The sequence below is a fragment of the Streptomyces sp. NBC_00829 genome, from assembly GCF_045161795.1.
Taxonomy (GTDB): Bacteria; Actinomycetota; Actinomycetes; order Streptomycetales; family Streptomycetaceae; genus Streptomyces.
The window spans coordinates 7,562,003-7,576,014 of sequence record NZ_CP108867.1 but is presented as its reverse complement, the minus strand read 5'-3'; the positions used below and the strand labels follow the sequence as shown (position 1 = coordinate 7,576,014).

Annotated in this window: 11 protein-coding genes; 3 read left to right on the top strand and 8 right to left on the bottom strand. The window is 70.4% G+C overall.

The genetic code is table 11. The features are described from left to right. Positions 1–20 precede the first annotated feature (20 nt). The 7 genes from OG293_RS33985 to OG293_RS33955 all read right to left on the bottom strand — a co-directional run bounded on the left by OG293_RS33985 (position 21) and on the right by OG293_RS33955 (position 6,104). Positions 21–1,739 (bottom strand): NlpC/P60 family protein, encoded by a 1,719-nt coding sequence (locus OG293_RS33985; protein ID WP_406002570.1) that lies wholly within the window; start codon positions 1,737–1,739, stop codon positions 21–23. A gap of 121 nt (positions 1,740–1,860) precedes the next feature. Next, the gene (locus tag OG293_RS33980) at positions 1,861–2,712 is read right to left on the bottom strand and encodes an amino acid ABC transporter ATP-binding protein (protein WP_406002569.1); all 852 of its coding nucleotides are present in this window, start codon (positions 2,710–2,712) and stop codon (positions 1,861–1,863) included. A 7-nt stretch (positions 2,713–2,719) separates the two neighbouring features. After that, positions 2,720–3,550 (bottom strand): amino acid ABC transporter permease, encoded by an 831-nt coding sequence (locus OG293_RS33975; protein WP_406002568.1) that lies wholly within the window; start codon positions 3,548–3,550, stop codon positions 2,720–2,722. Then, positions 3,517–4,284, bottom strand: a complete 768-nt coding sequence (locus tag OG293_RS33970) for an ABC transporter substrate-binding protein (RefSeq protein WP_406003801.1) — start codon at positions 4,282–4,284, stop codon at positions 3,517–3,519. Before OG293_RS33970 ends, OG293_RS33975 begins: the two co-directional genes overlap by 34 nt. Before the next feature lie 407 nt (positions 4,285–4,691). Further along, positions 4,692–5,159 carry a GNAT family N-acetyltransferase gene (locus OG293_RS33965; protein WP_406003800.1) on the bottom strand — a complete coding sequence of 156 codons (468 nt, stop codon included), beginning with the start codon at positions 5,157–5,159 and terminating at the stop codon, positions 4,692–4,694. Positions 5,160–5,239: 80 nt separating this feature from the next. After that, positions 5,240–5,509: a hypothetical protein gene (locus OG293_RS33960; protein WP_406002567.1), complete on the bottom strand. Its 270-nt coding sequence runs from the start codon at positions 5,507–5,509 to the stop codon at positions 5,240–5,242. Positions 5,510–5,516: 7 nt separating this feature from the next. Further along, on the bottom strand, positions 5,517–6,104 hold the full coding sequence (locus OG293_RS33955; protein WP_406002566.1) for a helix-turn-helix transcriptional regulator: 588 nt from the start codon (positions 6,102–6,104) through the stop codon (positions 5,517–5,519). 138 nt (positions 6,105–6,242) lie between these two features. On the opposite strand from OG293_RS33955, the gene OG293_RS33950 reads away from it, so the two are divergent. From OG293_RS33950 to OG293_RS33940, 3 genes are all read left to right on the top strand, one after another. After that, on the top strand, positions 6,243–6,716 hold the full coding sequence (locus tag OG293_RS33950; protein WP_406002565.1) for an SgcJ/EcaC family oxidoreductase: 474 nt from the start codon (positions 6,243–6,245) through the stop codon (positions 6,714–6,716). Positions 6,717–7,041: 325 nt separating this feature from the next. Beyond that, positions 7,042–8,934: a Xaa-Pro dipeptidyl-peptidase gene (locus OG293_RS33945; protein WP_406002564.1), complete on the top strand. Its 1,893-nt coding sequence runs from the start codon at positions 7,042–7,044 to the stop codon at positions 8,932–8,934. A 208-nt stretch (positions 8,935–9,142) separates the two neighbouring features. Beyond that, a complete protein-coding gene (locus OG293_RS33940) occupies positions 9,143–11,779 on the top strand; it encodes a GNAT family N-acetyltransferase (protein WP_406002563.1) in 2,637 nt (878 codons plus the stop codon). Positions 11,780–11,862: 83 nt separating this feature from the next. Here the strand turns inward: OG293_RS33940 and ligA are convergent, their stop codons facing one another. Beyond that, positions 11,863–13,986 (bottom strand): NAD-dependent DNA ligase LigA, encoded by a 2,124-nt coding sequence (gene ligA, locus OG293_RS33935; protein ID WP_406002562.1) that lies wholly within the window; start codon positions 13,984–13,986, stop codon positions 11,863–11,865. Positions 13,987–14,012 lie beyond the last annotated feature (26 nt).

Here is a 14,012-nt window from a genome sequence, read left to right as displayed (position 1 = left end):
CCCACGCTAATGCGGTGCCGTCAGATGCGGTGGACCGTCCGCAGCGTACGGGCGTACAGACCGGTGCCGTCGAGGACCGAGGGGCCGCCCAGGTCCGCCATGGTCGGTCCGTTCGAGGTCTTGCGGCTGGACAGGAAGCGCCGGTTGCCGTGCTGGTCGGTGCCGATGTGGATCCCGACGTGGTCGACCGCCGTGCCGTCCCCGGTGTCGGCGTCGAAGAGGACCAGGTCGCCCGTCTGGATGCCGGTCAGCGCCGGTGCCTGGGCTTCCTCGTGGGCGATTCCGACGCCGGGGGCGTGAGCGGCCATGTCGCGTGCGCGGCGGGGCAGCACCGTTCCCGTCGTGTCCTCCTTCGCCGTGAGCGGGACACCCATGTGGTGGCCGTACACCATGCGGACATAGCCCGAGCAGTCGAGGTTGTTGTGCCACTGGACGGAGGGGGCCGGAGCGGAGGTGCCGTCCGGGAACTTCCACGCAAGGCCCATGTACTCGTGGAAGTCGGCCCCTTCGCGCCGGGTGCCGTCGGTTACGAGGGGGCCGTATCCCGCCTGGCCGAGGACGGGTGCGCCGAGCGCGGCGGACCTCACCTGCGGCGCGCCGGTCAGGAACATCGAGGCGTGGGCGAGAACATCGGGGGCGGTCGAGCCCGCCCAGGCGCGGATGCGCTCCTCCATGGCCTCGGTCCAGTTCCCGTCGAAGGGCGCGGGCAGGACACGGACCCAGTCGCGGTGGGTGACAGTGGGCGGGTCGGACCAGACGGCGGCGTCGACGGCGAAAGCCGTCACCAGCAGCCGGACGGGCAGGTTGGTGCTGCCGGTGGGGGCGACCGCGCGGATTCCGACGCGTCCGGTCGCGAACGTGGTGTCGGTGGCCTGGACCGTCCAGGCCGCCGGTTCGGCGGTGCCCGACCGCCAGGCGCGGGCCTGCAGCCGAGTGCCCTCGCGGCGGACCCGGATGGTCCACGAGGCGGTTGCGGCGCCGGACGAGACCAGGGTGACGGCCGGGCAGAGGAGGGTGACGGTGTCCTTCTCCTCCTTCTCCAGGCGCAGTTCGACCGCGCCTTGCGCAGCGAAGGAGAGCCGGGCCCGGTAGTGGTTCTTGGTGTCCTGGTAGCCGAAGGAGAGGGCGTAGGAGAGGGCGGCTCCGACCGGGGCCGCGTCGAAGTGGGCCTCGGACCGGACGTCGACATCCGCGATGTCGTCGTCGCGGAGGCTGACATGTCTGCTGAGGTTGGCGCTGGAGAGGGTGACGACGCCCGCTCCGCCGGTCACTTCGTAGTCGGTGTCGGGGCCGTTGACGTGGCTCCAGGAGCCGCCGGCCGGCGCGTTGCCCCAGCCGTCCGTGGTAGTGCGGGCGAAGTCGTCCGCGAAGGCCTTCTTGTTCTCGCGGAAGACCCGCTCGGGGCCGGGCAGGACGACGGTACGGGCACCGGTGGTCAGCACGGCGACACGGCTGCCCGCGTGGCTGATTTCGGTGCGGGCGGGCGACCCGGCCAGGGTGGTCGCGGTGAGCGTGCCCAGGGAGAGGGAGGCGAACGCGGCGGCGTCGTCGGCGGTCAAGGTCACCGAGGTGCCTGCCCCGGCGAAGGCCGGCGCCGCGGCCGTCGAGCCGGCGACGGTCACCGTCTGAGGGGGCCGGGCGGCGACGGCACGGGCGGGAGCGGCGGCCGCGCCGGTCAGGGGCGCAACGGCCGCGGCGGCGAAGGCAGTTATCACGGTGCGTCGTGAGGTCTTCGGCATGCTCCACATGATCCACGAGCAGGCCGCTCCGGCCGCGGGCAGACGGCTCCGTACGGTCAGGACATCCGCCCTCGGTCCATGGGCCGGTCGACTCAGGCCGCGCCCGCCCCCACGGGTTCCGTCATCCTCCGTCCGACCCGTCACCCGATTCCGGCGTGTTGCTGCGCGTGCCCTGGACCGGTGCTTGCGACGCGGCCGGGTCCAGGATCCGCATCAGGAAGTTCCGGGTCCGCTCGTGCTGCGGGTCACCCACGACCTGCTCGGCCGGACCCTGCTCGACGATCACCCCGCCGTCCATGAACACGACACGGTCGGCGACCTCGCGGGCGAAGCTCATCTCGTGCGTGACGACCATCATCGTCATCCCCTCCGCGGCGAGCAGCCTCATGACGGACAGCACATCGCCCACCAGTTCGGGGTCGAGCGCGGAGGTCGGCTCGTCGAAGAGCATCACCTCGGGGCCCATCGACAGGGCCCGGGCGATCGCCACCCGCTGCTGCTGGCCGCCGGACAGCTGCGCCGGATAGGCATCCGCCTTGTCCGCCAGCCCCACCCGCTCCAGGTTCTCCCTGGCGACGGCTGCCGAGCGCGCCTTGTCACGGCCCAGCACGCGCCGCTGCGGCAGGGTGAGGTTCTCGGTCACGTCCACATGCGGGAACAGGTTGAACTGCTGGAAGACCATGCCGATACGGCGTCGTACGGCGTCGATGTCCACATCCAGGTCGGTGACCTCCGTGCCACCGACGAAGACCTGGCCGGTTGTGGGCTCCTCCAACAGGTTCACACAGCGCAGCAGCGTCGACTTGCCCGAGCCCGAAGGTCCGATGACGCAGACCACCTCGCCCCGGCGGACATCGAGGTCGATGCCGCGCAGGACCTCGTTGTCGCCGAACGACTTGTGCAGGCCCATGATCTCGATCTCGGCGCGGTCCTGGCCGCCCATGCTGTCCACCGTCTCGGTCTTCTTCGGCATCTCGTCCTCACCTGGCCTTGTCGGCGCGGGCTTCGAGGTGGCGCACCACGAAGCTGAGCGGCACGGTCACAAGGAGGTAGCAGAGCCCGGCGACCAGGATGGGGGTGGAGTTGGCGGTCTGGCTGGCCAGGTCGCGGCCGAACTTGGTCAGCTCCCGCTCCTCAAGCGTGACACCGAGGAACAGCACCAGCGAGGAGTCCTTGAACAGCAGGACGAGTTCGTTGGTCAGCGGCGGGATGACGATGCGGAACGCCTGGGGGATGATCACCGACACCATGGCCCGGGCGTGCGAGAAGCCGAGCGAACGCGCGGCTTCCATCTGCCCCTTGGGTACGGCCTGGATGCCCGCCCTGATCGTCTCCGCCATGTAGGCGGCGGCCACCAGACCGAGACCGAGCGCGACCTTGCCGTACGTACCGCCGGGAATCTGCGTCCCGGGGAAGGCGAGCGGCACCGCCACACCCACAAAGATAAAGATCAGCAGCGCGGGCAGCCCACGGAACAATTCGATGTAGACCGTCGCGACCCATCGGTAGGGTGCCACGGACGACAGCCTCATCAGCGCCACGATCAGGCCGAGCACCAGCCCGAGCAGGAACCCGGAGAGGGTGTAGATCACCGTGTTCTTGAGCGCGGTGGTGATGATGTCCGGGAAGAGCTCTTCGGCGAGATCCTTCTGCGCGAACTGGTTCCGCAGCCGCCCCCAGTCGGCCAGGAAGCCGATCAGGACCAGCACCGCGACGAATACGGCGTACTGAATTCCCTGCGAGATGCTGCGACGCTGGCGCCTGGTCAGCCGAGAGGTCACGACGTGCCCTTGGGCAGCGGGCCTATCCACTGCTCGTAGAGCTTGTTGTACGTGCCGTCCGCGCGGGCGTCCGTGATCGCCTTGTTGATCGCGGCGAGAAGTTTGGCGTTGCCCTTCTTCACCGAGATTCCGTACTGCTCACCGGTCTCGATGTTCTGGCCGAGGGTGAACTCGGCGGCGTTGGTCTTGTCCTTCAGCCAGCCCTGGACGACGGGATAGTCGATGACGACGGCGTCGACCTGGCCCGTGCGCAGCCCGTTGAGCACCGCGTCCGAGCTCTCGAACGCGACCGGGTTGAAACCCTGCTCCTTGGCGTAGCTCTCGCCGGTGGTCTCCGCCTGCGCGCCGAGCTTCTTCTTCTTGGCCTTGACGTCCGCGAGGGAGGTCACACCACTCTTCTTGGTCGCCAGGAGCGCCTGGGTGGCGTCGAAGTACGGGACGGAGAAGTCGACGTTCTTCTTGCGCTCGTCGGTGATCGTCATGCCCGCGGCGGCCAGGTCGCACTCGCCGGAGTTGAGGAAGGCACCGGTCTTGAAGTTCTCGAACGGTGTGTCCAGGACCTTCTGTTCGACCTTGAGGTTCTTGGCCACCAGGTCGATCAGGGAGACGTCGAAACCGACGACCTTGCCGTTCTGCTCGAACTGGAACGGAGGGTACGGAAGGTGCGTGCAGGTGGTCAGCTTGCCCTTGGTGACCACGGGGACACCGCCCGCACCCTCGCCGGCTGCGTCGCTCCCGGACGAACACCCCACGGCAAGGAACATGCCGGCCGCGACGGCTCCCGCCGTGGCGCGAGCGCGGGTGCCGGTGCGGTGGCTGCGGGGACCGCTGGCCGTCCAGAACACGGTTGACCTCCATGGGTGGGCAGGCTGGGCGGGCGGCATGACGCGACCGCTCGTCGGAGATCGTAGGCCACCGAGGGGTGGGGTGGTGAAGCTGTCCATTTACTGGTCCAGTCCGTGAGACGGCCTGCTGGGAGGCCTTGTCACGTCCCTTGCCGTCAGGGTGGCTGGGAACTTTCGTTTGGATCAGGCCGGATTGGTGAGCGGGGTCTGGCGCCGTGGATCGCCAGGCGGAGGAGGGAGGTATGGCGGAGCCATGCCGACCGACGACAACGCGGCGAGACGCGGCACCAGGGCACGCTAGCCCGGCAAGATCCAAACGAGAATCCCTAGCGCACCGGAATGGCCAGTTCGGGGCGGTCCCACATCACCGCCGGCGGATTCGCCCCGACGGTGCCGGTGCGCTCGGCACCCACCCTGAGGTAGAAGCCCTCGGCGGGCGGGTGCGAGACGACGCGTACGGCGGTGAGCCCTGCCTCACGCGCCTCGCCGGCCATGTGCTCGATGAGCAGCCGTCCGACGCCGAGCCCCTGCGCCGCGTCGGCGACGAACATCAGGTCCAGTTCCGAGGCGTCGAGGATCAGGGCGTAGAAGCCGAGCAGCCGTTCGTCGTCGCCGAGTGCGACGAAGACCGGGTGGGTCTCGATGTAGTCGGGTCCGACCCGGTATCCGGCGATCATGGGGGCGTACGGGCCCTCGTAGGCGCGGGAGTTGCGCACCAGCCGGGTGAGCCGCTTCGCGTCACGGGCGGTGGCGCGCCTGATGTGCACCCCCGAGGCCGTGGCCCGGTCCCGCATCCTTGCGCCCTCCCGCTCGTCGCGCGGTGCGTGAGCCGCTGCCGGCGGCACCGCACGCTGCATCCTACGGTCGGCCTCGGTCACCGGGTCGGGCTGTCGGCTCCGGTGGATGCGGGGCGGCCCGGCGCGGAGACGGCGAGGCCCGCGAGCAGGGTGAGCGCCTCGGCCGTGCCGCTGCCGGGCCGGGCGTGGTGGATGACGAGCACCTGGCCGTCGGTGCCGGTGACGGCCAGGGTCTGGTAGTGCAGTTCCAGCAGCCCCACGTGAGGGTGCTTGATGCGTGAGACACCGCTGGTGCGTGGTCCGACGTCCTGGCGTGCCCACAGGCGGCGGAACTCCTCACTGCGCACGGCCAGTTCACCGACGAGTCCGGTCAGCCGCGGGTCGTCCGTATCGGGGGCCGGCCATCGCCCGTACGGCGGCGACGGCACCCTCGCAGATCTCTGGCCAGTCCTCGTGCAGGGCGCGGACCTCGGGGTCGAGGAACGCGGCGCGCAGCAGATTGACGCCGGTGCGGTATCCCGGGGACAGGGCGGCGGCCTGCGGATTGGCGATCAGGACGTCCAGATAGCGGTCGTGGACGAACGCCGGAAGATCCGTATGGGACATCACCAGCTGCCGGACGCCCTCCGGGACGCGCTCGGCAGGACGCCCGCCCCGGCGGCGGGGCGCCGGTCCGGCGAGTGCGTGCAGATGGGCGGTGGCGTCGTCGTCCAGCATCAGGGCACGGGCGAGGGCGTCGCGCACCTGGCGGGAGGGGTGCTGGTCACGCCCCTGCTCCAGCCTCAGGTAGTACTCGCAGGAGATCCCGGCCAGCAGCGCGACCTCTTCGCGGTGCAGCCCGTGGACGCGCCGGCGCGTGCTTGCGGGCAGACCCATGTCCTCGGGCCGCACGAGATCGCGGCGGGCCCGAAGATAGTCGCCGAGCCGACTGTTCGGGGTCAAGCACAGCGTAAGGGCCCACCCGCAAGTCCTACCGCGGTCCAGCCCTCGCGGTGCGCGCATGCGGCTTGCCAATTGATTGCACACATGCATATATTGCAACCACGCAAGCTTTGGGTGCGCCGACCTCAGGAGGATCCGATGGACACCGCAACCGACGAGCACGCGATCTCCGCCGTCATGGACGGCCTCGTCGAGGCCTGGCGCCTGCACGACGCCGACGCGTACGGCGCGCACTTCACCGAGGACGCCACCTACACCACCTTCGCCGGGACCCGGTACACGGGCCGCGCCGACATCGTGGAGAGCCACCGCATCCTGTTCGCCACCTTCGTCAAGGGCACGTGGCTGGCCCACGAGATCGCCGCCATCCGCTTCCACGGTCCGGGCACCGCCGTCGTCACCGGGCGCGGGGACACCTGCAAGGGGAAGCGGGCGAAGAAGCTCCGCAAGGTCCAGACGTACCTCCTGGTCCGCGAGTCCGACGGGCAGTGGCGCATTGCCGCCTTCCACAACACCAGGAAGCGACCTCTGATGGAACGTCTGTCCTTCATGGCCGCCCCCGGGCTCGCCCCCGACTCCCGGCGGTCCCCGCGGGAGGTGTCCCCGACCTGAGCCGTACGCGGAGTCGGCTCCATGGCGTGACGCCCTGAGCGCACCCGAAGCGCGCGAGCGCCATCACCCTGGGCTCTGCGGGTGCCTTCTACGACCTGCATCTGCGGGAAATCACGCAGCCGCTGCTCGACGGTCCCTCACCGAAGAACCCGGGGGTGAAGCCGCACAGCCCGGCGTAGCTCCGGATGCCGGGGCCGGCCGGTCACCCCGGTGACACGTGTGGCGTACATGGCGGGAGTTGCGCTCTGGCGCGGGAGGAGCCGTCCGCGGTGGAATGTGCGCGCGCTCCCGGCGTGATCGTTACTTCCCGGGCCCTGGAGGCACTGTGGCGAGACCTTACGCATTACGTACCGCACGGCGGCTCTGTGTCGCCGCCGTGGCCGTGTCGCTGACGGCGGCGCTTCCCGCCCCGTCCGCCCGGGCGGACGATCCGGTGCTGAAGATCGTCGGCAATGAGACCCGGCCGGCGTTCTCCCGCGCGGACGCGATCGCGCAGCAGGTGGACGTCGAGACGGAGACCGACAGCGACGGCGACGGGCGGCGCGACACCGTACGGATGAGGATCCTGCGGCCGAAGGAGACCGACGCCGGGCTGAGGGTCGCCACGATCATCGAGGCGAGTCCGTACTGGGGCGGCGGTAACGACGTCCCCTTCCATCCGGTGGATGTGGACGACGACGGGCTGCCCGCGGGCCGGCGCGGCTTCCTGGAACGGCTGCCCGGACTCGTCGGCCCGTCCGTCCCCTTCCCCGGGTACACCGACAACTTCTTCCTGCCGCGCGGCTACGCGGTCGCCCAGGTCGACAGCGTGGGCACGGGCGGCTCAACCGGCTGCCCGACGTCCGGCGGACGCAACGAGACCCTCGGCGCGAAGGCGGCCGTGGACTGGCTGAACGGCCGGGCCAGGGGCTGGGACCCGGACGGCGGGCCGGTCGGCGCGGCCTGGTCGACGGGCAACGCGGCGATGATGGGAATCTCCTACAACGGGACGCTGCCGACCGCCGTGGCCACGACCGGCGTCAAGGGCCTCAAGGCGATCGTACCGATCTCCGGGATCTCGTCCTGGTACGACTACTACCGGGCGAACGGCGGCGTCGTGGCCCCCGGCGGCTACCAGGGCGAAGACACCGACATCCTCGCCAAGGGCGTCTACAGCCGCACCGACCGGGACATCTGCAAGCGGCTCCTGGACGGCCTGACGGCCGGGCAGGACCGTACGACCGGTGACTGGAGCAGGTTCTGGGCGGAGCGCGACTACATCAAGGGCGTCCGCAACATCACCGCCGGCGTCTTCGCCGTACACGGCGGCAACGACTGGAACGTGAAGACCCAGCACGTCGGGCAGTTGTGGGAGGCGCTCAAGAAGTACGACGTGCCGCGCAAACTCTGGCTGCACCAGGCCGGCCACACCAACCCCATGCCGCTGCGCATGGAGGAGTGGCTGCGCCAGCTCCACCAGTGGTTCGACTACTGGCTGTACGACCTGGACAACGGCGCCCTGGACGCACCACGCGTCGATGTCGAGCAGGCGGACTTCAGCTGGCGTCAGCAGTCCGAATGGCCCGAACCCGGCACCCGTGAGGTGACGTTGCGGCTCAACGCGGGCGGCCTCGCGCCGCTTCCCGGCCCGCCGGTGAAACAGTCGCTGTCGGACGCGGGCCGCACGCTGAAGGCGGAGCAGCTGGCGGCGGAACCGGACACGGCGAACCCCAACCGGCTGGCGTACACGACCGGTCCGCTGGCACGGGACCTTCGGGTCAACGGCGTTCCCGAGGTGTCGGTGCGGGCCTCGCTGGATGGGACATCGCCGTATGTGACGGCGCTGCTGGTCGACTACGGCAGGGACACCCGCGCGAGCGCAGGCACCGTCACGGACACGTCGAAGCTGATCTGCTACGGCGAGGGCATCCCGCAGGACACGGGCTGCGCCTACCGCACCCTGCACCGCACCGAGACCACGGACTTCAAGATTGTGTCGCGGGGCTGGCTGGACGCGCGCAACCGCCGTTCGATCGCACGGCAGGACAAGGTCGTCGAGGGCCGGGAGTACCGGCTGGAGTGGGCGATGCAGCCACAGGACCACGTCTTCAAGAAGGGGCACCGGCTGGGTGTGGTGCTGCTCTCGACCGACCACGACTTCACGCTGCGCCATCCGGCGGGGACTCGGCTGACGGTTCGGACCGGGGTCAGCAGCGTCACACTGCCGGTGGGACGGTAGGGCGGCGGGCCTTCGACGAAGGGCGCCCGTCGACCAGGTGGGCGCCGGCGTCGCGGCGCGGGACGAGTCGCAGTTCGTGGTGCGTGGGGTCCACACGCGGCGGCCGCCGGTCGGTGGCCATGACCGACGCGGTACCGGTCCGGAATTGCCTTCCGAACACCTGTCCCTTAAGTTAGGTCAGCCTAACCTAAAAAGAGTCAGGAACAGAGTGAGCACAAAGATCTACCGGGATGCCTGGGGGATCCCGCATCTGCGGGCCGGCAGCCCCGGCGAACTCGCCTTCGCGCAGGGGCACAACATCGCCGTGGACCGCGCCTGGCAGATCGAGGCCGACCGGCACAGGGCAGAGGGGACCACCGCCGCGTTCCTGGGAGCGCACGCGGTCGGCTGGGACCGTTTCGCCAGGCAGTCGCGGCTCGACGACACCGCCCGACGCTGCTTCGACGCCCTCGACGAGGACACCGCCTCCTGGATCACGAAGTACGTCGACGGGGTCAACGCCGGGCTCACCGAAGGAGCCCGCCGCGCTCCGCAGTTCACGGAAACGGGCCTCGCACCCGGACGGTGGCAGCCGTGGACCCCGCTGAGCATCTGGCTCGCCACGCACATCCTCTTCGCGGGCTTCCCCACCAAGCTGTGGCGCGAGGAGGTCGCACGGGCCCTCGGTGACGAGGCGATCGAGCTGTTCGCCACCGACGGCAACGGCACCTCGGGCAGCAACGGCTGGCTCGTCACCGGCGAGCGCACCGCCAGCGGGGCGCCGCTCATCGCCGGTGACCCGCACCGGTTCATCGAGGACCCGGGCATCTATCAGCAGATCCGTCTGGCCTGCCCGGAGTTCGACGTGGTGGGACTGGCCGTGCCCGGCGTCCCGGGCATCGCACACTTCGGGCACACCGGGACGGTCGCCTGGGCGATCACCAACGCCATGGCCGACTATCAGGATCTCTTCCGCGAGCGGCTCCGACGACGCGGGGCTCAAGTGGAGGCGCTCGGCCCGGAGGGCTGGCGTCTGGCTTCCGCGCGCAGGGAGACCATCGAGGTGGCAGGGGGCGACCCGGTCGAGGTCGAGGTGATCGAGACCGAACGCGGGCCCGTCGTGATCGGCGGACCCGACGAGGAGATGGCGATCAGTCTCCGCATTCCTCCTCGGGTGGACAAGGACCTCGGCTTCGGCGCGCTGCCCGCTCTGCTGCGGGCCCGGACCGTCGCCGACGTGGACCGGGCGTTCGACGGGTGGGCGGAGCCGGTCAATGTCGTCCAGGCGGCGGACACCCAGGGTGGACTGCTGCACCGGGTCGCGGGCCGGGTGCCCCGGCGCCATGGGGACAACCGACTGCGTGTGGTGCCCGCCTGGGACCGCTCGTACGCGTGGACCGGACAGTACGAACCGCTGCCCAGCGAGCCGGTGGAAGGCGTCGCCGTCATGGCGAACCAGCGGGAGCTCGCGGCGCCGCTCGGGGTCGAGTTCGCGCCTCCGTACCGGGCCGATCGCATCCGGACCCTGCTGGGCGAGTCGGCCGCCTGGTCGGCGAAGAGCATGGCCGCCGTTCACACGGACTCCCATCTGGCAAGCGCCGGGCCTCTGCTGGAGCTGGTCGCCACACTCGACGGCCTGAGCGAGGGCGCGGGGCTGCTGCGCGACCGGCTGATGAACTGGGACCGCCGGATGGAGGCCGGGAGCACGGACGCCTCGGTCTACGCCGACCTGCGGTCAGCGGTCGTACGCCGGATCGCGTGGCACCCGGCTCTGCGTCCGTTGGCGGCACGCATCGAGGCCGCACCGTACCCCCCGCTCTTCCAGCCCTGGCTGGCTCTCGTCCCCCGCGTCGCCTTCGCACTGGAAGGGCTGCTGAGGACCGCGGCACTGCCCGGACTCGACCGCTCGGCGGTCGTGCGGGAGGCCCTGGAAGAGGTGACCGCGGCGGAGGGTTCCCCTGGGCCCTGGGGCGAACGGCATCGCCTCGCCCCCTGGCAGGCCCTGCCCGACCCCGAGCCGGAGGAGTGGCCCGCGCTGGCCGGGGACCACGACTGTGTGCTGTCCACATCGAGCGTTCCGGGCATCACCGACCTCAGCATCCGAGGGCCCGCGGCGCGCTATGTGTGGGACCTGGACCGACGCGAGGAAAGCCTCTGGGTGGTCCCCTTCGGCGCGTCAGGAGTACCGGGCGACGCCCACCACCGCGACCAACTGCCCCTGTGGCTGAGCGGCGGACTCGTCCCCGTCGTCACCGACTGGGACCGACTCACCGAGGATGACATGACCGCTGGAGCCACCGCCTCCCCGCGCAAGGCCGTGCGGGAGCAGACCATCGAGGGCTTCGGGACCGTACGCTTCGTCCCAGTCGACCCGGCCGCCGACGTCGACCTGATCCACGGCTGGGTCAGCGAGGAGCGTGCCCGCTTCTGGGGTATGACCGACCACAGCCGTGAACAGGTCCTGGAGATATACGAGTACCTCGACTCGCTCTCCACGCACCACGCCTATCTGGTCCACCGGGCCGACGAGCCGGTGGCCCTCTTCCAGACATACGATCCGCAAGCCGACCCGCTCGGCGAGTGCTACGAGATGCAGCCCGGCGACTGCGGCATCCACTTCCTGATCGGCCCGGCCGACGGAGGCACCACGCCCGGCTTCACCGGTCGGCTCTTCCAGGCGTTCATCGCCTTCGTACTGGCCGACCCGGCGCTCCACCGGCTCGTCGTCGAGCCGGACGCCCGCAACGAGAAGGCCATCGAGCGCCTGGTCCGAGCGGGCTTCGAGCTCGGCCCCGAGATCGACAAGCCGGAGAAGCGGGCCCGGCTGGCCTACCTGAGACGCGAAAAGAACGAGGGCGGCGGCTGAGCGAGGCTCGGAGCCGGGCCGGTCGGATGTTCAACCGGTCGAGCCGCCGACCCCCACTCCCGCCGCCCTCGGATCCCCGGCCTTCAGGCCGCCGCCCGGTCGAGGAAGTCGGCCACCAGCTCGGCGAACTCGTCCGGGCCGACGATCCGCGTGCCCAGCTGCTCGGCCTTCTCCCGCTTCGATCCCGCGTTCTCACCGGCGACGAGCAGCGATGTCCGCTGGGAGACGCTGGAGGACGACTTGCCGCCTGCCCGCTCCACGAGTTCGTTCATCTGGTTACGGGAGAGCTTCTCCAGCACGCCCGTCATCGCTCCGGTGACCACGACGGTCATCCCGTCCAGCGGCCCGGCGTTCCCGGCCACGACGGCGTCCGCCGCGTCCTTCTCGCTCGCATCGGCCGGCGGAGTCGCGCCGGGCTCGGTCATGTTCACGCCCGTCTCGACGAGCCGGTCGATGAGCGTGCCGAGTTCGGCGAGTTCGGCCACGACCAGCGCCGCCTTCTCCACGCCGATGCCGTCGACCCTCTGCAGGGCTTCGGCATCGGCGGCGCGTATGTGCTCCATCGTCGCGAAGTGCCGGGCGATGCGGCGTGACATCGAGCGCCCCGTGCCGCGGACGCCGAGGGCGCAGAAGACCCGGGACAGCGGCCGCGCCTTGGCCGTCTCGATGGCGGCGAGGAGGTTGTCGGTACTCGTCTCCCCCATTCTGTCCAGGCCGAGCAACTGCTCACGGGTGAGAGCGAACAGATCGGCGAAGTCGCCGACCAGGCCCGCCTCGACGAGCTGGACGACACGCGTCACGCCCAAGCCCTCGATGTCGAGCTGATCGCGCCCCGCCGCGTACGAGACGGAAGCCACCAGCCGGCAGTTCCGTCCCCGCACGCAGCGCCAGCGCTGCTCCGAGGTGTCGATCTCGGACCCGCACTGCGGGCACGCCTCGGGGAACGGGATCGGCTTCTCGTCACCCGTGCGCAGATGGGCGACCGGCGCCTCGATGCGCGGGATGATGTCGCCGGCCTTGTAGACCATCACGTGGTCGCCGATGCGCAGATCACGGCGGGTGATGTCGGCGGGATTGTGGAGCGTGGCGTAGCCGACGGTCGAGCCGTCGATCTCCACGGGCGCGAGGACGGCGCGTGGCGCGATGATGCCGGTGCGGCCGACGTTCCACTCGACGCCGAGCAGGGTGGTCACCTTCTCGACGGCGGGCAGCTTGTAGGCGATCGCCCACCGCGGTGCCCGTGAGCCTGACCCGGCCGCCGACCGGTCGGCCGCGAGGTCGGCCTTGATGACGATGCCGTCGATGCCGAACGGCAGCTGAGGGCGCAGCGCCCCGATCTCCTCGACGCGGGCCTCGATGTCCTCGACCGTGGTCACAGTGCGGGGCGCGACCAAGGTCGCCGCGGCGGTGTGCACACCGAGGTCCGCGACGTACTCCATGAGTCCGCTGTGCGGCCGGTCGGTCAGCTGCCCGGCGCATGCGGTGTCCGAGTCGGGCAGCGGCAGCGCGCCGTACCCGAAGAACGTCATCTCGACGCGGTACTCGCGGTCCTTGGCGCGGAGCGTGCCTGCCGCGCCGTTGCGCGGGTTGGCAAAGGGAGCGCCGCCGTGTGCCGTGCGCGCGGTGTTGGCCTGCTCGAACTGGTCGTTCGTCATGAGCACTTCGCCGCGAACCTCGAGGGTGACCGGCTCGGCGAGATGGTCGGGCAGGCCTATGACGGTGCCGATGGCGTGCGACACGTCCTCGCCCGCGCTCCCGTCTCCACGGGTGATCAGCCGGGTGAGTCTCCCCTCTTCATACCGTGCGGCTATCGCCAGGCCGTCCAGCTTCGGCTCGACGCTCCACCGCTCGACCGGCCGGCCGATGCGGCGTTCCAGCGAGGCGGCCCAGGTCCGGAGCTGCTCGGCGGAGAAGACATTGTCGAGCGAGAGCATCGGAACGGTGTGCGGCACGTCTCCCACCGCTGCCCCGCCCGCGACCTTCCCGGTCGGCGACTCGGCGGACACCTCGTCGGGATGCGCCTGCTCGTACGCCTCGATGCCACGCACCAGACGGTCGTAGGCATCGTCGTCGAGGCTGCTCTCACCCGTCGCGTAGTAAGCGGCGGCGGCCTTGGCCGCGGTCCCGACCGCCTCGGCGTACGCGGTGGAGTCGGCGAGAACGGCGGCAGCGGTATGAGCGGCGGTGGAAGTCGTCATGTCCCTCATACTGCCGCCCACCACTGACAACGGCC